We start from the raw sequence: 21,738 nt of genomic DNA, 5'->3' as shown, positions 1-21,738 counted from the left end.
CGTACGAATGGCCAAATGCGGTATAATTAGACGGTTGCAGACCGGAGGAGGAACCGGCAATGCGGCTGGCATCCGACGAGTTTGAAGACCTGGTCGTAGCCGCGCTCGACTCACTTCCGGCAGACCTGCTGGAGCTGATGGAAAACGTTGACGTCACGATTGAGCTTTGGCCAAGTCGTGCTCAACTCGATCGCGTCGGCATCGACCGGGGGACGCTGCTCGGCCTGTACGAAGGCATTCCGCTCACTGAGCGACACAGCTCGTCCTATAACCTGGTGATGCCGGACAAGATCACCATCTTTCAACGGCCGATCGAGCGAATCTGCTCCTCGCACGCTGAGGTGGTTGATCAGGTTCGAACGACCGTAGTCCACGAGGTCGCCCATCACTTCGGTCTCGGCGAAGAGATCCTGCGAAAGTATGGCTGGGGATGAGCTATGACCTCCGCGACGGGGATGAGTCGAACCTGCCGGGCGTGATTGATTTGCTCGGTGAGGGGTTCGCGATCGCGGCAAGTCGGCCATTGCTCGTTCTGCCGCTGATTCTCCTGCAGTTGGTTCTCGTGCTTGCTCCACGATTGACCGTCGGTGGAATTGCCGGTGACGTTGCATCTGAGATTCGGGACCGTGGATCGAACTGGTCGATCGTCGCAGATGAAGTCGAAAGCCTGGAAGGATTCAACATCCTCGAACTGATTGCATCGGGGTCGCCCAGCTTGCAGATTGATGCCCTTTCATCACTGTTGGACGAGGGGCGTGACATACCGGGTTGGCACGAGCGCAGCATCGTCGCGAGCGACCTGCTTGTCCTGCCGTTCATCGTACTCGCCCTTGCTACTGGCGTGATCTTCGTTGCGTTTTTCAGATTGATTCTGGCAGCAGGAATCGGGAGTGGCAACGTCGTCAGCAACGTGCGTCCGCGTTCGTTGCTTGCAGTCGCGTGGCGCTTTGTTGCCGCGGCGATCACCGCCGCTGCGCTGATCCTGCTGGTCAGCTTGCCGGTGATCCTGGCATCGATCGTCCTGGCAGCGTTTGGCCTGCAGGGTGTTGCGTTGCTGTGGTTGCTGCTACTGGTGCCGGTCGTTTGGGGAGCGGTGCATTTCTATTTCGTCGTCCACGCCCTTGTCGTTGATCGCCTGCGTGTGCTGCCGGCGTTCCGGGCGAGCTACCGCGTTGTGCGGCGTGACCGCTGGCAGGCCGCCAGATTCATCTGCGTCTCGCTGCTGATCTCAACAGGATTGACATTCATGCTTGAAAGCATCGCCCGCCGACCGGAGTGGGCAGTCCTGGCCGTGATTCTCAATGCATTTGTGGCAACCGGAACGATCCTCGCCGCAATGATGTTCTATCGCGATCGAGCGAGGTCGCTCGGGCTCATCTCTCTTCAGGAAGGTGCATAGCACTATGGCACAGACAGTTGATACGAAACCAACGAAGCAAACCTACGACGCAAGCAACATCGAGGTCCTTGAGGGACTTGAGGCAGTGCGCCGTCGACCAGGCATGTACATCGGCAGCACAGACATTCGCGGCCTGCATCATCTCATCACCGAAGTGGTTGACAACGCCGTAGACGAGGCTCTGGGCGGGTACTGCGACACGATCCGCATCACGATTCACCCTGACAGCAGCGTCACGGTTGAAGACAACGGTCGTGGTATTCCGGTTAAGAAGCATCCCAAAATGAACACGTCGGCACTGGAAGTCGTGATGACTGTCCTGCACGCCGGCGGAAAGTTCGGCTCGGGCGGCTATGCGATGTCCAGTGGACTCCACGGCGTCGGCGTCTCCGTCGTCAATGGTTTGTCTGACTGGATGATCTCGGAAGTGCGGCGCGACGGCGGACTGTATCGCCAGGAGTACCGTAAGGGTATTCCGACATCGCCGGTCAAGAAGGTCGCCAAGATCGATCCGTCACTGCGTGGCACAACCCAGACGTGGATGCCTGACGCGACGATCTTCGACACGCTCGACTACAACTACGACATGCTGGCGCAGCGGTTGCGCGAGGTTGCCTATCTGACCCGCGGATTGCGGATCGTCTTTATTGACGAGCGCACCGATCGAGAGATGACCTTCTACTTCGAAGGTGGCATCAACTCGTTCGTGCGGCACCTGAACAAGTCGAAGAACCCCGTCCATCCGAAGCCGTTCTACATCAACCGCGAGATAGGCGATTTCATCGTCGAGGCGGCAATTCAATACAACGATTCATACGGCGAGTCGATTCACTCGTTCGCCAACAACGTGAACACGGTCGATGGTGGCACGCACCTGACGGGCTTCCGCTCGGCGCTCACGCGAACGATCAATGACTACGCGCGGAAGAACGGATTCCTCAAGGAGAACGACGATAGCCTCACCGGCGAGGACGTTCGCGAGGGTCTGACCGCCGTCATCAGTGTCAAGCTGCCTGAGCCGCAGTTCGAGGGCCAGACAAAGGGTAAGCTCGGGAATGCACCGATGGCCGGCGCGGTGAACTCTGTCGTTGGCGAGTTGCTGTCTCAGCACCTCGAGGAGAATCCGCAGGCTGCCAAGCGGATCGTCGAGAAGTGCGTCAACGCCGCGCGAGCGCGAGACGCCGCTCGCAAGGCGCGCGAGTTGGTGCAGCGTAAGGGCAGCCTGGAGACATTCTCGTTGCCAGGCAAACTGGCGGACTGCTCAGAGCGCGACCCGGCTCGGTCGGAACTCTACATCGTTGAGGGCGACTCGGCCGGTGGCAGCGCCAAGCAGGGCCGCGATCGACGCTATCAGGCGATTTTGCCGCTGCGAGGCAAGATCCTGAATGTGGAGAAGGCGCGCCTCGACAAGATGCTCCAGAACGCCGAAATTCGTTCGTTGATTACTGCGCTCGGCACGAGCATCGGCGATCAGTTCGACGCTTCGAAGCTCCGATACCACCGAGTGATCGTCATGACTGATGCTGACGTTGACGGCGCACACATCCGTACGCTGCTGCTGACGTTCTTCTTCCGCCACCTGGAGCAGCTCATCACCGACGGTCGGATCTTCATCGCTCAGCCGCCGCTATATCGCGTGCAGTCCGGCAAGGAAGTGCACTGGGTCTATAGTGACGATGAGCTCGATACGCTCATGGCGGGCTACAAGGACAAGAAGGTCGAGATCCAGCGCTATAAGGGTCTCGGCGAGATGAACCCGGAACAGCTCTGGGAAACGACGATGAACGTCGATACGCGCACGCTGCTGCAAGTCACCATCGACGACGCTGTGCGGGCCGATGAGACGTTTGAGATGCTGATGGGTAACGCAGTACCGCCACGGAAGAGCTTTATCCAGACGCACGCACGACAGGTCCAGAACCTGGATGTGTAGCCCCGGCTCAGTTAGTCCGCGAGCGCATCGGGGTGAGCCCTGTTCGCTCGATTGTTGTGGAGGCGCCGATTGGCACGAATCGCAGTGGATGTCCATGGAGGTGACATCGGCGTCGCCCATAACATCGAAGCAGCAACCGACGAGGGGCTGTCGTCCGACATTGAGCTAGTTCTGGTCGGTCACGAGAGCCAGATTGAATCGGAGCTTCGGCGGCTCAATATCTCAACGACGAGGTTTCGCGTCGTCCATGCCGAAGAGGCGATCGGCATGGGAGAATCGGCCTCGCTCTCTGTCCGCCGCAAGACCAACAATTCAATCAGCGTGGCGCTGGATCTCATGCGCCAGGGTGAAGTGGATGCAGTCGTTTCCGCCGGTCACAGCGGGGCGCTGGTGGCAGCGTCGCTGATGATCCTCGGTCGGATCCCGGGCGTGTCGCGACCTGCGTTGGGCACACGCATTCCCTCGAAAGGGCAGACGGCATTCGTTCTCGACATCGGCGCGTTCACCGATCCGCGCCCGGACGTCATGCTGCAGCACGGTCATCTTGGGGCGGCATACGTTGAAGCGATTCTCGGCGTCCAGCGGCCTGCTGTGGCGCTGCTCTCGAATGGTGAAGAGCCTGGCAAGGGCGATGCGCTGACACGCGCTGCACGCGAGCTGTTCGAGGCGTCGGTGCTGAACTTCGTCGGCTATGTCGAGGGCCACGAAATGCTGTCCAAGCCGCCGCACGTCACTGTCACGGATGGCTTCACCGGCAACGTCGCGCTGAAGATCGCTGAGGGAACTGCCAGCTACGTTGCGCGGCTCTTGCGCGATGAACTGACGGCGACAATGCGAACGAAGGTCCTGGCGGCGCTGTTGCGTCCGACCTTCCGCGCGCTGCGAACGCAGATGGATTTTGATGGTATTGGCGGTGCGCCGCTCCTGGGCGTCAATGGTGTAGTCATCGCTGCGCACGGACGCTCGGCACCGCGAGCGCTTGTCGCCGCAATCGAGACGGCCAACAACGCCGCACGAAACGAGCTACCGGCGCGATTGCGCGACACGCTGCCGCGCCAGGCGCGAGCTGAATCGAACAGCGCCGCGCTCACATCCGTTCCATCCTGAGAGCCCGAAGCATAAAACAACGCCGACCCTTCGAAGCTGAAGGATCGGCGTGAATCCAGCATGACGATTGGTGGGCGAGAGTTACTCGCCGCTGACTGCGCGCTTGAGCTGGGTACCCGGTCGGAACGACGGGCTCTTGCGGGATGGAATCGTGATGCGCTCGCCGGTCTGTGGGTTGCGTCCCTCGCGTGCGCCGCGTTCCGAGATGCGGAACGAGCCGAAGCCGGTGATCGTTACCTCTTCGCCCGCAGCGAGACTGTCGCGGATCGCGTCGAACGTAGCCTGAACAATGGAGTCAACCTGCCGCTCTGGCATGTTGGCCTTGCCGGCGACGCTCTTGACCAGATCCTGCTTCCTCATCCTTCGTAGCCTCCCTGTTGAGTCGAGTGGCCGACGCCTATTGTTCGAGACGCACGGCGGATGTCAGACGGCGACTATAGCACAGGTTGCCTGGATACCCAAGGTCCTTTGTGCGTATGTACGCGGGTTTACTTGCTCACCCGCCGATGCCGCATTGCTTCAAACAGCAGGATTGAGGCCGCGACTCCCGCATTCAAGGACTCTACACCAGGCTGAATCGGAATCGCGACCGTGGAGTCCGCGTACGTACGCGACTCTTCCGACGCGCCAAATGCCTCACCGCCAACGACAATCACTGTCGGCTCGTTCCAGTCAACGGCATCGTAGGTTCGATCCGCATTGGCATCTGCGATGACCACAGTCGGACGTTGAGTAAATAAACGATCGACTGCAAATTCGACTGAGCCAACACGGAGCAGGGGAATCTGGAATAGCGCTCCAGCCGTTGCGCGGATGGCTTTCGGATTGAACGGATCGGCGCTTCCCGGCAATAGCGCGATGGCGTCGGCTCCGGCGGCGGCTGCCGAACGGATCATCGTGCCGATGTTTCCGGGATCGCGCACACCATCAATGGCAAGTACCAGCGACGCGTTCCGAACAGCCGGCAAGTCTGGCATCGAAACCAGGGCCACAACTGGTTGTGGATGCTCCGTGAGTGTGACCGACAGAAAGAGCTCGTGCTCGACGACGACGACACGTGCGTGCTGCGCGTAGCGTTCTACAAGATTTGCGGGGATGACGTTTCTGTGCGCTGCGTCGATCAGAAACGCGCGTGGCGTAGCGCCGGATTCCAGGGCCGCTTCGATGCTGCGCAGTCCTTCAACAAGAACTGCCCGTTCACGTTCCCGGGATTTTCGCCGGTGCAGTGAACGGGCTAGCTTGATCGTTGGATTTGCGCCACTGGTAATGATCTCGTCAGTCTGGGGCGAACGGTTGTCGTCCGACACGGTCGAGATCAGTGGCTCAGCTGCGTCTTGGCAAGCTCAACGAACTTCGCGAATGCAGCGTTGTCGCGAACTGCCAGGTCCGCCAGAATCTTGCGATCGACCGCAACACCAGCGCGCGTCAGCCCCTCAATGAAGCGGCCATACGGCAGGCCATGCTCCCGAGAAGCAGCGTTGATACGGGTGATCCAGAGGCGACGCATGTCGCGCTTGCGGACTCGACGGTCGCGGTAGGCGTACTGGCCGGACCGCATAACGGCCTCGTTGGCACGCTTGAACAGCCGACTGCGTGTACCGCGGAATCCTTCGGCGCGATTGAGGACCTTCTTGTGCCTCTTGTGCGAAGCGACGCCGCGCTTGATACGGGCCATAACTCAGTCTCCCTCGTCTCGAACTCGACTATTTCGGCAGCCCGTACGGCAGCAGCCGTCGCACGCGCTTGCGATCCTGCGGCGCGACCTCAAACATGCGGTCGAACGCGCGCTTAGTGCGAGGAGCCTTCCGGCGACGGAAGTGGCTCTTCATTCCTTTGGCGCGCATGATCTTGCCCGAACCGGTGATCTTGAACCTTCGGGCAGCGCCTTTGTTGGTCTTCATCTTTGGCATTGCCTGAACTCCCAACCCTCACTGCACATCGGAACGGCACCGCACTGCGGTGCCGCTGCATATCTGACTCAACGACGAGCTCAGGAAGCTGTCTCGGCTTCCGCCGGTTCCTGTCTGGATTCAGACGTGCCACGAGATGCATCGTTGCGCTGAGCCTCCTTGCGTGGACTCAGCATGACAGACATCGAACGCCCCTCCATCCGAGGGTCCTGATCTACCGTGCTAATGTCAGACAGTTGCTGAACCAGTTGCAGCAGCAGATTTCGACCAATGTCCTGATGGAGCATCTCCCGGCCACGGAACAAGACCGAAATCTTGACCTTGTCACCGGCTTCGAGAAACCGCTGCGCCTGGCGCGCCTTCGTCTGGATGTCATGGTCGTCGATCTTCGGCGCCATGCGGACTTCCTTGAGCGTTGCGCCCTTCGCCTTGCGGCGGGACTCGCGCTCGCGACGGCTCTCTTCGTAGCGGAAACGTCCATAATCCATAAGCCGGCACACTGGCGGAACTGCATTGGGCTGTACCTCTACGAGATCAAGCCCCTTCTCGCGCGCGATATCCAGCGCTTCGCGAGTGGGAATCACCCCAAGCTGCGTTCCGTCTTCATCAATGAGCCGCACTTCGCGGATACGAATTCGTTCGTTCACGCGAACAGGTCGTGCGCCGATTGCCAACCTCCTCAGAATAATCCACGTAATCGTAGGCAGCATTACACTGTGTTCCTGCAGACAGGACACCGATGAAGCCTAACAAAACGGCAACAGCCGGTCAATGAAGATTCGCCACGGCGGTGTCAGATGCGCGCCCATAGATCGTTGTCGATTGCGCTTCAAACACGGGTACCCAGCCAGCATCTGCCAGGCGCTGGGTGACGTCGGCCGGTGCGTCGATGGCGATCGGGCAGACGGTCGATCCCTGCCTCTCCTGCGCTCCAACAATGATGAAGCGCGGCTCCGGTGTCGGCGATACGCGTTCGCCGCCGACAAGTGCATTAGCAGTATCAGTCCGCGCCTGAAGGATCAATCCGATGTCATCGAATTGCCCCCTTCGCCACTGGCTTTCGTGGCCAACCCAGCCGACGACAGTTGGGATGCCGGTGAATGCAGAGATGCGATTCAGCGGTACGCCGTTGAGCACCTGATACGAGCAGCCCGGCCCCTCCGCAATCGTGTCGCCCGGGTCGGCGTGCACGCGTAGCCACTCGATCGTAGCGAAGTCCGAGGGGTTTGCTCTCGCGATGTACTGTTCACCATTCAGCGACTGGCGTTCTTCGAACCCATTCGTCCAGTCACTCGCAGAGAGCGGCAGGTAAGGGAGTGTCGCCAGAATGATCGCGGTAAACGCGGCAGAGAGCATGATCTTTCGTGGCCAAGTTGCCCGCGCCAGCGCGTAGACAACCGCGCCAGCGCTGGCGATCCCGAGGATGAGCCACGCCTGAAAGTAGAGCTTGAAGACTGTATTCATCCGGTCGCCGAAGACATCCTGGATGAAGAAGAACTCGGGAATGAGGATGAGAAGGAACCCGACGCAGAACAGGCCTGAGATCGCGCGGGTGCCCGCGTCGGCAGAGTTCCATGCGAACCAGCCGGCTAGCGCTGCCGGTATTCCGATGAGCAGAACGGCCGGTGCCCAGGCGACGGCAATACCGAGCAACACGAGGCTGGTTCCCAGCAATGGTATCCGGTACCGGTCGACAAATGACAGGATCGCTCGATCCTGAGCAATGGCCACAGCGGCGAACGCTGCAAACATCGCGATCCAGGCTCCGTGGACAATGACAAGATCACGCACTCCGGTTGGGTGCCAGACGACGATGCCGAATGTGTTGACCAGCGTGCCGAGCACCGGCAAGCGTGTGAGCCAGCTCGGCACGGCATCGCTCGGCACGCCGAGCGGTGGGTCGTACTCGATAATGAACGGCAACGCCGCGACCAAGGCGGAGATGGCCACGTAGCCACAGGAGATGAGCCAGCGCCGCCACTGCCTGTGGAACCTGACGGCGAGCGCAAGGCCCACGAGTAGAAAACCCGTCGGTGCGTCCCAGCTATTTGAGGCGTACAGGAGTCCAACTAGCGCTCCGATGGCTAGCAGACGCGGACGGCTCTCGGCTGCGCGACTTCCGATCAGGCTGAGAGCCAGCGCAAGGACAAGCGCAAGCAGCGGCAGGGTCAGCACGTGCGGATGCAGATCGCCGAGCACGAAGGAGAACGCCGGAAATTCGTTGATCGTCGATCTGGAGTCTCCCGATCCGAAGACATTGGTATCAACGATGATGCGGCTTGCTTGCCAGCCAACCCCCTGCCACCAACTCGCGTCGATTGTCCCGCGTGGATCGGACGCGAGGCGACGAATCGTCTCCAGGTTTCCGGAGACGAGGACGAGTAGCGGACCCAGGCCGACAGAAAGCCCGATGGAGCGCCGACGCACTCCAGCCAGCGTCGCCAGTTGCCCTGCACAGGCCATCGCGAGCACCGCGACTGAGGCGAAGATCGTGGCCAGCGCGAGATTGAACCCGATTGCCGGGGGCACACCGCTCAAGCGAATGATCGTCGCGATGCACTGGTAGCCGAAGTAGTAGTAGTTGATCGCGTAGCCGGCGAACCACGGGTCTGGTGCCGGGACGGCAGTCGATTGGCTGACCGAAGTCAGGAGGGCAATCTCCATCGGCTTTTCGGTATTGATGATGGCGGGATTGAAGCTGCGAAACCATGCGTAAGCGAGAAATACCGCGAGCCAGACCGCTTCGCCAATCAGCAGCCAGCACCACGGGAACTGCGGCCGACCGCGTCGCCACCACAGCCCCCACGATGCGATCGACGCGACTACTCCTGCAGTGATCAACACTGGCGTGTTGAACGGAATGCCAAGCATCGCTGCTGGCCACCAGACGATCGCAGTCAGCGTGATGAGCGCAATCGGCCGGATCGTGAGGCCGCGGAGCGGTCCGAGTCCAGCACTGATCCAGCAGCTGAAAGGCAGCAATCCGACGGCGACAACCGAAATGACGAAGTACCAGCGGGCGAGTGCTTCCGGATCGCTCACGGTCGGTGCTCCGCATCGGCAGCCGGAGCCAGTCGAGCGAACTGCGTCACCTCATACACACGCGTTGTGCCCGACTCGAATGCTAATGTCAGGTCGCCACCGAGCATGGTGTCGAATGTGGCGATCCCCTCCGGCGACGCGTAAGGCGTCGTGTCATCTGCCGAGCTCCAGTAGCGTTCGACGTCACCACGATGACGTAGCGCACGTCGTAGCTGCGGAGCAGTTCCAACTTTCTGACAGCATCAGTCGTGTTGTAGATTTCGCGAATGTCCGACATGCGACGGTCGATCCCTGCCGGGTAGCGTTGCTGACGCTGATGTCGATCCCAACCCAGCACAGTCGGCAGACCGGTCGCACTGGAGATGCGCGAACCGTTGCCGCGATACGGACCGATCGACGCTTCGAGAAGTACAGGATTATCCTCGGCGCGATCGTTCAACCACTCGATCGCCGCCAGATCGCCGCTGAACTGGATCTCGTCACCGGTAGCGTTAGTTATTGAGCCACCGTTCATCCACGCGTAGCCATCGAGTGTCAGATAGTCCGGCGAAGACGGCATGTCCTGCGCCAGACGAGATGGCGTGCCCAGCAGCGGATACAGCAGGCCCAGAGCGAGCACCGCAATGCCAACGACAATCGCAACGCGAATGGTGCCGACACCATCAGGTATTGCCGACGAGCGAGAACCGTCCTCGGCAGCGTTGTCAGATACGTCATCGCCATCTGCCTCGAGCGAACGAGTTGAACGGAACGCCAGATCAACGAGTAGCAATGCCGCGCCGCTTGCCAGCAACAGCCAAGCCTGGTTGTAGAACTTGAAGACCGTGTTCATCCGCTGCCAGTCGCCGCCGCTCAGGTCGTCGGCGACGTAGATGACTTCGACGCCAACAAGCAGCGCCGATCCAACGCCGACAATCACCCACGGCACCGAACGCGCCGGCTGGAGCCGGATGACAAACCCGAGTGCAACTACGCCGACAGCCATGGCCACCGCAGCAGCCGGTCGGTAGCCGCTGATCGCGCCGGTAGCTACAGCCGCCGAGAACGCGAGCCCGATACCAACGCTTCCAAACCGTGACGGAGCGTGGACCAGCGACCCGATCCCGAGCAGAACGGCGGCAATCCAGAGTGCTGCGAGACCTCCGGCTGATAGCTGGTTGCCGCGGACTGCCATGACGACGAATGCGAGCGTCCCGGCTACGAGGCAGGTGACGCCCAGGGCGAGTGCATTCTGCCGGATCGGACTCTGCCAATTCCCGGACTGCACGGCATCAACCACGATGGCAATAGCGATGATCGCGAGGAAGATCCCCCAGACCGCCAGGAACTGCGAAAGAGGAGAGCCATTGTTCGTGCGCGTGACGTCGCCGACGACGCTGTAGAAGCGCGAGAAGAACGGCCGAAACATGACATACGCAACAACAAGAGTGAGGAGTCCAGATCCGATGATGCTAATGCGTTGATCGCGATCGCTTCGCGCTGCGACCCAGATGCAGCCACCGAGAATGAGACCGGCGCACAGCGGGGCATCCCACGAATTCGTTACGGCAGTTGTGCCCAGCGCAAGTGCCATCAAACCGAACGTCGGAACAGTAGCAAGCGACATTCGTTCAGCCGACAGGACTACCACCGCAACGAGCGTGAGAACGAGCATGATGACCGGCAGGTCGATGAAGTGCGGGTGCAGGTCAGCCCATAATGCCGAGAAGTACGGGAACTCGTTAATCGTGAAATCGATGACCCTCGTGCTACGCCAGAAGTCGAAAGTCGTCGAAGAAATACTGCGCTGCTGAATGACCTGCACGAGCGCATCGAGGTTGCCGACAATGACCACAGCCACCACGGCGACCAATGCGCCAATCGCCATCATGTTCCGCGACATCCAACGGCGAGACTTTTGCATGCAGAGCGACACAAACGCGACCGTCTGCAGCGCGAGCAAGGCAGGGATCGTCGCGACCCCAAGCTGGAATCCCAGGCTGACGCCAACACCAGTCAGCTTTATGAGCGATGCAATAATGTGCCAGCCGTAGTAGTAGTAGTTGATGATCCCACCGCTGAACCACGGGTCATATGACGGGAAGCTTGTCGAGCGAGAAATCGCTCGCAGGTAGGCCAGCTCGAACGGCTTCTCACCGCCAAACCACGTCTGCCAGAAATCCGGATAGATCGCGCGCAGCAGAAGAAAGAAGCTGAACACGCCGATCCAGATTGCCGAGCCAACAAGCCACGAGCGAACCGACGGTAGCTCGACGCGATAACGCCGTGATATGCGAAACGCATACCAGCCCCAAGCCAACACCGCGACGAAGGCAATTGCCACTGCCACTGTCACACTGCGTGCGGGCCAGAAGTCCAGGCTGGCACCGATCCAGACAAGCCAGGCGACCAGCAGAATCCCGATGAGTCGCGCAGACCACGCTCCACGATCTGGCGACGTCCTGAAGACCTGCGCCGCGACCGGCAAAATGGCAAGTCCGGTCATCTCGATGGCCAAAATCCATAGCAGGATCGCCGCAGGCGTGCTCGACGTCGCCAGCGAGTTCCACCCAGCGTCCTGCGTCGTTTCGATGTCGGACGCTGGAACGCCGAGCATCAGGTCTTTGCTCGGCAAGTACCGCATTGGATACCACGGCTGCGACGCGCCCCATAGGAGTCGATTCCGAATCTCGTCGGTCGAGAGTGATTCGACTTTCCTGTAGATCCGGACGTGGGGATGATCGTAGACGGTGAAGCTCTCGTCAGCACGCGCGTCGTTGAGGCGCAGACCGAACAGTTGCGGATCAACGACCCCTTCGTAGACGAGCTGAAAGCCGAGCTGACCGGCGTCCAGTCTGCGGTAGTAGTCGATCTGGACTGCGTAGCGCCACGGTTCGTTGTCAACAGATTGCGTCAGTCGGTCGCTCGATAACACGACATAATCGACCGACTGAAGATAGCCTGCAATCTGAGCGACTTTGTCGTCAGGCGGCAGATCTCCGTACATGTCAAACGACACGGTGGTGAACGTGTTCTGCGGAGCGCCGGGGTAGGGGAGGGGCAGCGCGTCGTCCCATGTCTCAACCGAAATCGCCGAACCCGATGGGATGTTCTCGTACATCCAGCGAGACGCAGCGATGCGCGAATTCTCGTGGCTGTAGATCGAAACGAATCCGAATCCCCAAATCGCGGTGACAATGAGAATCGTCGCGGTGGCCAGCGCCCTCGGTAATCGCGACCGCGCGGGGAGTGGTCGTCCGAGCATCGCTCCGATCAGGACAGCGAGCACAGGGATCATCGGCAGCGAGTAGCGCATGAAACGCGCTTCGGTCAGGAAGATCGTGAGCCCGTACCCCGCCACCCAACTCAGCAATACCACGTAGGTGAGATCGCGACGCCGCCAGCCGTGGCGGGCGGCCCAGGCGATAGCGACCAGGCCTGCTAATAGAAACGCAGGCCCAAGGCCATACAGAAACAGATTGCGGGCTTCATACAGCCCCGGCGTCAGACCGATGAACTGGCGGGTGAATGGCACATCGAAGTGACCCCGAACGATGTCGGCTTGCGTTGAGATGTCCTTGAAGAACGGCCCGGATCGCACGATGGCGTACGGCTCGAACACGGTGAACACAGCGAGCGCGACAAGACCGGCGAGCGCGAGCTGCCCGAGTACAACTCGCCGGTCGATCGCTCGGACAAGCTCGGAGAGTCCAACGACCGCCAGCGGCAAGAGCAATGCTGCAACGCTCGCTTTGGTTGCGAAGGCGCAACCGACAGGGACACCGAGCGCGACTGCACGTCCGATCGTGCGTTTATCCGCGAAGCGGATTGCGAAGTAGAGCGTCGTCGTCACGAAGAGCGTGAGCCAGGTGTCGACTGTGAAGAAGTGGCTCAACTGTATCGGCAGGACCGCAGTTCCGTACAGCATCGCGGCGATGAGACCCGCGTAACGCCCGGCCAACCGGCGCGCAAGGAGATAGACAACCAGCAACGTGGTCATGTCGACCAGGACGGTGAGCGGCCTGCCGACGCGGTAGATGTCTTGATACGACTGGTAGTCATCGTCGGCGACGAGATTGATGGCCCAGCTGGCGACGCTCTGGACGTACACTGGCAGCGTGCCGTACGCGAATGACAGCGGATTGCCGTCGGGCCCATCGCGACGTGGATTGATCGGGCTGGTCGCCGGATCGAAGAGTGCGCCCAGATCAGACAGTTTCGGCAGGTCAACGCGCTCGGATGAGACAATCGCGATAAAGCGCTCATCCGGATGCAGGTACAGACCCTGGTCCCAGTTCATGCCGTAGATGCGCAGCAGAGCCGCAAGCAGGAACGTTGCCAGCAAGGCGAGCGTATAGGGTGACAGCGGTAACCGGTGTGACTTCATTGCGCGCGCATCTTACCCGGAGCGATCATTCGATGTGCCGATGTTGCCCAATACACCGCTCGATTTCTATACTCGTGGTCGCGCAACGCAACGTATCTGACAGTTCCCACTGCCCAGTCACCTCATATCGAGTAAGTCCGATTTAGCATCTCAGTCACGGATCGTCCGCACGAAGGGAGCCCGAATGTCGAGCAACCTGCGCGTCGTCTTTCTTGGCTCTCCGGAGTTTGCCATTCCATCGCTGCGTGCGCTGGCGAATCATCCTGACATCGAAGTCGCGCTGGTGGTGACGCAGCCCGACCGGCCGTCGGGACGCGGACGGCGACTCACGCCGCCGCCCGTGCGAATGGCAGCCGACGAGCTGGGACTCGTGTCGATGCAACCGGAGACACTGCGCGACGAGTCTGCGATCGAGCTGATTCGGTCGGTGCATCCGGATGTGCTGGTTGTCGTGGCCTATGGCGAGATCCTGCGGCGTGCGGTTCTCTCACTCGCCCCACACGGCTGCCTGAACGTGCATCCGTCGCTGCTGCCGGCGTATCGCGGCGCGACGCCGATTCCGGCGGCGATTCTGCACGGCGACAACGAAACGGGCGTAACCATTATTAAGCTCATAGCCGCCCTCGACGCTGGGCCAATTGTGGCTCAGCATGCAGTCTCGCTGGACCAAACCGAAACGAGCGGCGAGCTTTCAGATCGCCTGGCCGATCTGGCCGCGGAAGTCCTCCCGGAAACGATGTTGGCGTACGCAAGCGGCGACCGGTTCCGCGTGAGCAGGATAATGAGCGGGCGACCTACACACGCGAATGGACTAGCGAAGACGCTCACATCGACTGGTCTCAGCCAGCCCGCCGAATCGAACAGCTCATTCGAGCATCCGATCCGTGGCCCATTGCCTGGACGCAGTTTCGCGGCGAACGGTTGCGCATTCTGCGGCGCCTGCGGAATCCGACACTGAGGACGCATTGCCCGGGAGCATGGCGCTTGTCGACCGCAAGCTGCTCGTGCAGTGTGGCGACGGCGCACCGTAGATCACGCAGGTCCAGCCAGCTGGCCGACGCGCAATGAACGCGTTGGACTGGTGGCGTGGGTTGCGCATCGATGCCGCCGTCCTCGGCGATGAGGTTAGATGATCTGCTTGTTGCGCAACTGCTCGATCCGGTCCTTGTCATAACCGAGCTCGCTCAGGATCTCGTCAGCATGTTCGCCGAGGCGTGGAGGCGGCATGCGAACACTACCGGGAGTATCTGAGAGCTTGATCGCGACACCGGGCAGTCGTAGATCCGGGCAGTCCGCGCGGGATGTCCACGACCATCTCGCGATGCAGAACCTGCGGCAGACTCAGCACTGTATCGAGCGTGTTGACCGGCGAACATGGCACGCCGGCCTGATCCATCGCGCTAGCCCAGGCTGCTGCAGATCGCTCAGCAAGGATTGGCAGCAGCGCCGCGTGCAGCTCGTCGCGATTCGCGCAGCGCTGGACGTTCTTCACAAAGCGCGGGTCTTCGATGAGTTCCGGGTGTTCGAGCGCGCCGCAGAATCGCCGCCACAGCGCGTCGGTAGCGACTGCGACGACGAGGTAACCGTCGTTCGTGGGGAACGCACCATATGGCGCGACGCTGGCGTGAAATGACCCGAGACGACCGGGTGCCTCGCCAGACGCGAAGTAGGATACAGCGTGATAGGTCAGCCACGAAACCTGACCTTCGAGCAGCGAGCTTTCGATCCGCTGGCCTGTGCCAGTGCGCTCGCGGAGGTAGAGTGCCGCCAGAATGCCCTGCACAGCGTTCGCGCCAGCCGTCAGGTCAACGACCGATGTTCCGACGCGCACTGGCGCGCCGTGTTCCTCGCCGGTAATGCTCATCAGTCCGGCGTACGCTTGCATCAGCAAATCGACGCCCGATCGATTGCTATCCGGACCGTCGCTGCCGACCGCCGAGATCGTGCAGTAGACCAGGCGCGGGTTGATCTCGCGGAGCTGCTCGTAGCCCAACCCCCAGCGCTCGGTTGTGCCAGGTCGGAAGTTCTCAATCAGGATGTCCGACTGCTTCGCAAGTGACTTGGCAACTTCCTGACCTGCTTCGCTGGAGAGATCGAGTGCGATGCTGCGCTTGTTGCGATTGGCGCTCAGGTAGTAGGTGCTCTCGCCATTCCAGTACGGTGGGAAGCTGCGGGTGTCGTCGCCACGGCCAGGCGGCTCAACCTTGATGACGTCCGCGCCGAGGTCCCCGAGCGTCATCGCGGCAAACGGCCCAGCCAGGTGCCGACTCAGCTCCAGCACCCGGATTCCCTCTAGCGGTCCACTCATTCGTAAGTGCTCCTTATTTCGGATTCAGGATTATGAGCCAGTGAACGACGGCTCGCGCTTCTCGGCGAACGCTGCCAGCGCTTCGGTGCGATCCGACGTCCACGCGGCGCTGGTGACGCCGTCGATGTGATGATGCGAGGCGGCTGCTGCGCCATCGCAGACTCCGAGATAGATGTTCTCTTTCGTCAACGTCAGCGACATTGGCGAGAGCTTGGCGACTTCCATCGCCAGATCGCGTGCCGCAGCATCGACACCTTCGGCAATGCGATTGAAGATCCCGAACTGCAGTGCTTCTTCAGCACCAACCCAGCGGGCGGTGAGCAACAGATCCTGCGCTCGGGCCATGCCGATCAGGGTGACGAGGTGAAACGCCGGGGACGGTACTGCGACGCGCGGCTCGGGATAGCCAAGACGCGCGCTCGGAGACGCGATGCGCAAGTCGCCGGAGATGGCGATCTCAGCGCCGAGCCCGGCACAGACACCGTTGATTGCTGTGATGACCGGACACGGAAAGCGACGCAGCTTGTCCAGCACGCGGTGCATCAGCGCGACGCGCTTGTGAGCGAAGTCGGCTGTCGCGCCTTGCGACTCCTTGAGATCGATACCGGCGCAGAACCCCGGAGCGGTCGCACCCAGAATCAGCACACGTGGCGGACTTTGCCGCAGCGCATCAAGCTCCGCATCAAGCTGCTCCAGCAACGCCAGGTTCACGGCATTGCGGACGGCAGGTCGGTTTAGCGTCCAGGTCACGATTCCGTCGACGGCCTCTGTCGTCAGCAACGATCTGTCTTCGCTCACTCTACGTCCTCATTTCATTGTGTACGTCCCTCTATTCTCCTACACGTGCGCGTCATAGCGCGAACGCAGATCGGTGCAGCCGATGGGTTACTCCTCGATGGCACCACCGATTCGACGGAGGTGCTCCCGAAAGCTGTATGACCGGTTCTGCCTGCGTTCGGATAGATAGCCCGCAAACTGCAATTGGTAACGCAGTGTGGCTCCGGTGTGCATCTCGGCAGCCTGAGCCCGTTCACTATCACGAATCCGCTGCGCGATTGCCAGAACCGGGCTCATGATTGCGTCGCTTACAGCAATTGCGCCGTCATCATCGATGATGATGAAGTCGGTCCGTTTCACGGTGATGTCGCCTACCTGAGCGGCAATCAGGGCATCGGACGCTCGCTCCCGCGCAGACACCGGGCCCGATGGGCAACTACCGAGACTCATACACGGCAAATCCATCTGAGTGATTTCTGATGAATCGCGGTGACAACCCCAGACAATTACGGCCGCTATACCTGCATTCTGCATTTCCAGCACTACCAGATCGCCAATGCAGGCCTCGGAGGTGCGGCCACCATCATCAATCACGAAAACATCGCCGGGCGTGGCTGTCTCTAACGCCTCAAGAAAGATGTCGACGCTGCCCGCGTGGCGCACTGGCAGAGCGCGACCAACTCTCCGCCGAATGGGACCGACGCTGCACAGTTCGGTCGGCAGAGCTCTCACCGGTGCGCCAATGCGCAGACAAGCATCGGCGATGTGGGCCGTCGAGACGTTCATCGAGGCGGCCTGAATCGACTCGTTGGTGAACGTATGCTGCAAGGTCTTTGCTCCCTGACAATGTCTTGTATTGCGAGCGGGACATGGTTGTCGCTTACTGGCGGCAATTTTGAATCGCTGCGTGAACAGCCTTGATCGTCTGCGTGACATCATCTGAGGTTGTCTGCCAACTGCAGACGGAGATCCTCATGCATCGCATACCCCTCCAGGTCGTTCCACCAAAATACGCTTCGCCACATGCGACGACTTCCGCAATCACTTCATCCGTCCGCCGATCATGGTCTGCGTTTGTTGCTCCCGGTCGATTGTCGAGAAACCGCACGAGTCCCTGGTTGATCTGGGGCGTCCACACGACCTCTGCACCATCGAGTGCGCCGATGCCTTCGACAAGATCCGCAGCATACTGGCATGTGCGCTCGATGAGTTCGGCGAGGCCATCGCGTCCAAGCTGGCGCAAGGCAGCGTAGCTCGCCACTCCGCGGCCTCGTCGCGACCACTCGGGGTTCCAGTCAATCTGGTCACGACCATCGCTAACGGTCGTGATGTAGTTCGCTCTGTAGGAGAGCGATGCCGGGATGAGCGAAGCATTGGAAACGAACGCGTATCCGCTGTCGTAAGGCACGTTGAGCCACTTGTGCCCGTCGGTAGCCCATGAGTCAGCAGCATCAACACCGTTGAGCAGATGGCGGTGCTTCGGACTGGCGGCGGCCCACAACCCAAATGCGCCATCAACGTGAACCCAAGCAGCCTTGGCATGGGCGATCGGGACCAGCTCTTCGAAAGGATCATAGCCACCGATATTCAGGTCCCCGGCCTGCAGCAAGACGATCGTGGGGTCATCAGAAGGCGCGCTCAACGCGTCCCGCAACGTGTCGGGGGCCAGACGGCCAGCGTCGTCGCACGGCAGCTCAACCATGCAACCATTCTCGATACCCAACATTCGGAGCGCGCGGACGACTGAGCCGTGGCGCTCGCCGCTGCTGATGACACGAAACGACGGCGCACCTGTCAAACCGTCACGTTCGACATCCCACCCACGGCGCGCCAACAGCGTGTGGCGGGCGGCTGACAGGCAAGTGAAGTGCGCCATCTGGCAACCGGTCACAAAGGCGAATCCCGCGTCAGCAGGTAAACCAAAGATCTGCTTAAGCCATTCGCCAGCAATCTCCTCAACGACCGCCTCAGCAGGGCTGCAAGCATAGATCGCTGCGTTCTGATCCCAGGTTGACGTAAGCCAATCCGCGGCAAGCGCTGCCGGGAGGGTTCCTCCGATCACCCAACCAAAGAAACGACCACCTGAGCTGCCAATCAGACCGGGAGCCGTGTCTCGCACGAGCTCGTCAATGACGCACTCGGCAGTAAGCCCGCTCTCAGGAAGGGCGCGGTGCAGTGATTCGCGGAGAGATTGGAGTGTCGCTGTTGCCCCAACTGGCTCAATGTAGAGTCGATTCAAATAGGACAGCGCATGCCGCAGCGTTTGCTCCAGGACAGGTCGGTACGGAAGCTCTCCTGATGGGGCCATCCCGGATTCAGAAAGTGAGTTCATCGTGGTCCTCCTGGGTTTGTGTGGCGGACGACGCCGCAGCGTGTCGTTGGCGAATCAGCTCGGGGCGCTTCGATTCGTCGATAACAGAGTAGGTACACGCGACGAACCAGTGAACGAGATTTCGAAAGAGACTCGCAACGGATTCCGCGAAGAATGGTCGTCCTTTGGCTGGAGACCTACGATATTCAGGAACGTTGGGTTTGGTGCTGCGTTTAAGATCTTGAATCAAGGGGATAGCAATGAAGGGATCCAGGAAATGACTGCCAGCGAGGGACGCTTGATTGATTCTTTGACCTGGGATCTCTTGCGAGCGCTCGATGAGAATGCGCGGATGTCGTACAAGGAACTGGCATGCAGAGTCGGCCTTTCCGCGCCCGCAGTCGCAGATCGACTTCGTCGCCTGGAAGATGCCGGCATCATCCGCGGATATCGCGTCGAGCTGAATCCTGAGCGCCTCGGAATGCCGGTTCATGCGATTCTGCGGATGTCCAAATTGACGTCCAGATGCACACGGGTGGCCGACGTGCTGCTGGGAATCCCGGAGATCCTCGAATGCCATCGTGTGACAGGGGCTGACGCCTTCTATATGCAAGTTTCAGTCGCTTCGATTGGGCATCTCGAAGAGTTGGTCGATCGGCTGATGCCCTATGGCCAAATCACAACATCACTTGTTTTCTCATCTCCGGTCCAGCGGCGCACGCTTTCGCAACCGAGTTCGCTAGATTGAATGGAAAGGGCGTGGGGCGTTCAGGATTCGCCAATCAGCCGGATGAGCGCGACCACCAGGAGACCACGTCGTATTGCTCGCTAGATCGCGTGACAGCGGATGATCTTCAGCAATGCGCTGCGTTTGCATGCGCGGCACTCGGACCATTGACAGAACGTGACTGGACTGTTCGGGCGAGCGACCTGGACTGGTCATGCCGGCGAACACTCGACCATGTCATCGATACGCTGATCTTCTATGCATCTCACTTGGCAGCGCGGGCCGAAGGACGTCTGCCGCTTCTTCGAAATGGCGATCCTCAGAGCAGCATTGCCGATCTTCTGATTGCGATGTCAAGCGCAGCCGCTCTGCTAGCTGATGTCGCCAGGTCTGCGCCGTGCCACGCACGTGCATTCCATCCGTCAGGGTATGGGGACGTTGAGGGATTTCTGGCAATGGGTTGCGAAGAGATCCTCGTGCACACCTGGGATATTACCGAAGCGATGAACGTCGATCTTATGCCACCGAGCGATTTGTGCAGTCGAATCGCGCGGCGAGTATTTCCGTGGGCGCCGAACACCGCTGATGGTTGGGATGCGTTGCTCTGGGGTGCCGGTCGAATTCCACTAGCCGACAGACCTCGCCTTGGAAAAGACTGGTGGTATCAGTCCGCGCCTCTGAACGAATGGGACGGCACACGCAACCGGCGCACCGTGTCACCAGGCTGGCGATAGCGTTGTAGGCGAGCGACTCGCTTTCTGTCGGCTCAGTGCCTATGAAGCTTTGCAATGCAAATTGCGGATAATTAGCGTTGTACGCAATACAAAGACACTGCCATCGACCGAAAGGCTCAGCTACTTAGAAGTCTGCGGCCATTGCGCGGTGAATTGAAGCATTCGGCCAACGCAGGGAGGCTGACGGCATATACTTGGCAGGATACGTTACGACGCACGCATGACCAAGGTCGGGAGGGACCGAGGACGATGGCGATCTCAGTTGGGAGCCGGGTTCGTGGCGGCGCGGCAATTGTCCGCGCGTTGGAAGCAAACGGGGTCGACACCGTATTCGGTATCCCGGGCGTCCATAACCTCGATATTTATGACGTCCTGTTCGAGCACCCGACGATGACGAACATCCTGGCTCGTCACGAGCAAGGTGCCGGCTTTATGGCCGACGGCTACTACCGGGCGACCGGTAAGCCGGGCGTCGCGCTGATCGTCACCGGTCCTGGCGTGACGAACGCGGCAACCGCCGCCGGTGAGGCGTTCGCCGATTCGTCCAACGTCTTCTTCATTGCAACCAACCTGGAACGCAAGTACATCGACCGCCTTGAGGGCAATCTGCACGAGATCACCGACCAGATGGCGGTGATGCGCCCATTCGTGAAGTGGGCCAAGCGTGTGATGAGCGCCGAAGAAATCCCGGCCGCCATGGAGGAGGCGTTCACGGCGCTTGCCACCGGCCGACCGCGACCCATCTATCTCGAAGTTCCGATTGACGTCATGGCTGAAGAGTTCGAGCTTGGCGACGTTGAAGCAGCGCCGGGCGCACCGACTGTTGATATCGCCTGCCAGATCGACTCGGCAGCGAATCTGATCGCGGATGCCTCAAAGGTGATGATCTTCGCCGGTGGTGGCGCGTCGTCACACGAGGCGTCGCAGCGTGTCACGCGACTCGCCGAGGCGCTCGGCTCACCGGTCGTTATGTCACTCATGGGCAAGGGCGCGATCCCCGAGGATCATGAGTACGCGGTCGGGGCGTTTGGCTATCGCTGGACGGACGACAACCCGACTACGGAGATCATGCGCGGTAGCGACCTGGCGATCGTCGTCGGCAGCGGCCTGGGCGTGCGATCCAC

General features: G+C 60.5%; 18 protein-coding genes. 7 read left to right on the top strand and 11 right to left on the bottom strand.

What is annotated here, in order from left to right; translation table 11 throughout:
- Window positions 1-59 precede the first annotated feature (59 nt).
- The 4 genes from M9890_01315 (at window position 60) to plsX (ending at window position 4,439) form a co-directional block, all read left to right on the top strand.
- On the top strand, window positions 60-434 hold the full coding sequence (locus M9890_01315) for a metallopeptidase family protein (protein MCO5175602.1): 375 nt from the start codon (window positions 60-62) through the stop codon (window positions 432-434).
- The gene (locus M9890_01310; GenBank protein ID MCO5175601.1) at window positions 431-1,399 is read left to right on the top strand and encodes a hypothetical protein; all 969 of its coding nucleotides are present in this window, start codon (window positions 431-433) and stop codon (window positions 1,397-1,399) included. Before M9890_01315 ends, M9890_01310 begins: the two co-directional genes overlap by 4 nt.
- A gap of 4 nt (window positions 1,400-1,403) precedes the next feature.
- On the top strand, window positions 1,404-3,332 hold the full coding sequence (gene gyrB / locus M9890_01305; protein MCO5175600.1) for a DNA topoisomerase (ATP-hydrolyzing) subunit B: 1,929 nt from the start codon (window positions 1,404-1,406) through the stop codon (window positions 3,330-3,332).
- Window positions 3,333-3,401: 69 nt separating this feature from the next.
- A complete protein-coding gene (gene plsX / locus M9890_01300) occupies window positions 3,402-4,439 on the top strand; it encodes a phosphate acyltransferase PlsX (GenBank protein ID MCO5175599.1) in 1,038 nt (345 codons plus the stop codon).
- A gap of 81 nt (window positions 4,440-4,520) precedes the next feature.
- Here the strand turns inward: plsX and M9890_01295 are convergent, their stop codons facing one another.
- From M9890_01295 to M9890_01265, 7 genes are all read right to left on the bottom strand, one after another.
- Window positions 4,521-4,799, bottom strand: coding sequence for an HU family DNA-binding protein (locus M9890_01295; GenBank protein ID MCO5175598.1), 279 nt, complete (start codon window positions 4,797-4,799; stop codon window positions 4,521-4,523).
- A 128-nt stretch (window positions 4,800-4,927) separates the two neighbouring features.
- On the bottom strand, window positions 4,928-5,746 hold the full coding sequence (locus M9890_01290; GenBank protein ID MCO5175597.1) for an RNA methyltransferase: 819 nt from the start codon (window positions 5,744-5,746) through the stop codon (window positions 4,928-4,930).
- An 8-nt stretch (window positions 5,747-5,754) separates the two neighbouring features.
- Window positions 5,755-6,114 carry a 50S ribosomal protein L20 gene (gene rplT, locus M9890_01285; GenBank protein MCO5175596.1) on the bottom strand — a complete coding sequence of 120 codons (360 nt, stop codon included), beginning with the start codon at window positions 6,112-6,114 and terminating at the stop codon, window positions 5,755-5,757.
- Window positions 6,115-6,142: 28 nt separating this feature from the next.
- Window positions 6,143-6,349 (bottom strand): 50S ribosomal protein L35, encoded by a 207-nt coding sequence (gene rpmI / locus M9890_01280; protein ID MCO5175595.1) that lies wholly within the window; start codon window positions 6,347-6,349, stop codon window positions 6,143-6,145.
- Window positions 6,350-6,429: 80 nt separating this feature from the next.
- Complete coding sequence (infC, locus tag M9890_01275) at window positions 6,430-7,086, bottom strand: translation initiation factor IF-3 (GenBank protein ID MCO5175594.1); 657 nt, start codon at window positions 7,084-7,086, stop codon at window positions 6,430-6,432.
- 31 nt (window positions 7,087-7,117) lie between these two features.
- Entirely contained in the window at window positions 7,118-9,391 is a 2,274-nt protein-coding gene (locus tag M9890_01270; GenBank protein MCO5175593.1) for a DUF2298 domain-containing protein, read from the bottom strand.
- Window positions 9,392-9,479: 88 nt separating this feature from the next.
- Entirely contained in the window at window positions 9,480-13,757 is a 4,278-nt protein-coding gene (locus M9890_01265) for a DUF2298 domain-containing protein (GenBank protein ID MCO5175592.1), read from the bottom strand.
- 184 nt (window positions 13,758-13,941) lie between these two features.
- Here M9890_01265 and fmt point away from each other — a divergent pair, with 184 nt between their 5' ends.
- Window positions 13,942-14,715, top strand: coding sequence for a methionyl-tRNA formyltransferase (gene fmt / locus M9890_01260; GenBank protein MCO5175591.1), 774 nt, complete (start codon window positions 13,942-13,944; stop codon window positions 14,713-14,715).
- Between the two features lie 276 nt (window positions 14,716-14,991).
- Here the strand turns inward: fmt and M9890_01255 are convergent, their stop codons facing one another.
- From M9890_01255 to M9890_01240, 4 genes are all read right to left on the bottom strand, one after another.
- Window positions 14,992-16,065 (bottom strand): CoA transferase, encoded by a 1,074-nt coding sequence (locus M9890_01255; GenBank protein ID MCO5175590.1) that lies wholly within the window; start codon window positions 16,063-16,065, stop codon window positions 14,992-14,994.
- 30 nt (window positions 16,066-16,095) lie between these two features.
- Window positions 16,096-16,863 (bottom strand): enoyl-CoA hydratase/isomerase family protein, encoded by a 768-nt coding sequence (locus M9890_01250; GenBank protein ID MCO5175589.1) that lies wholly within the window; start codon window positions 16,861-16,863, stop codon window positions 16,096-16,098.
- 87 nt (window positions 16,864-16,950) lie between these two features.
- Window positions 16,951-17,670: an RraA family protein gene (locus tag M9890_01245; GenBank protein MCO5175588.1), complete on the bottom strand. Its 720-nt coding sequence runs from the start codon at window positions 17,668-17,670 to the stop codon at window positions 16,951-16,953.
- Between the two features lie 52 nt (window positions 17,671-17,722).
- Window positions 17,723-19,174 (bottom strand): aminotransferase class V-fold PLP-dependent enzyme, encoded by a 1,452-nt coding sequence (locus M9890_01240; GenBank protein MCO5175587.1) that lies wholly within the window; start codon window positions 19,172-19,174, stop codon window positions 17,723-17,725.
- 1 nt (window position 19,175) lies between these two features.
- Between M9890_01240 and M9890_01235 the strand changes: the two genes are divergently transcribed.
- Together M9890_01235 and M9890_01230 are read left to right on the top strand one after the other, a co-directional pair.
- Entirely contained in the window at window positions 19,176-19,901 is a 726-nt protein-coding gene (locus M9890_01235; GenBank protein ID MCO5175586.1) for an Lrp/AsnC family transcriptional regulator, read from the top strand.
- Between the two features lie 962 nt (window positions 19,902-20,863).
- The coding region (locus M9890_01230) for a thiamine pyrophosphate-binding protein (protein MCO5175585.1) at window positions 20,864-21,738 on the top strand (875 nt) is incomplete at its 3' end.

Source organism: Thermomicrobiales bacterium (genome assembly GCA_023954495.1).
GTDB lineage: Bacteria > Chloroflexota > Chloroflexia > Thermomicrobiales > CFX8 > JAMLIA01.
The sequence above is the reverse complement of the archived record's forward strand: the minus strand, read 5'-3'. Positions and strand labels throughout refer to the sequence as shown.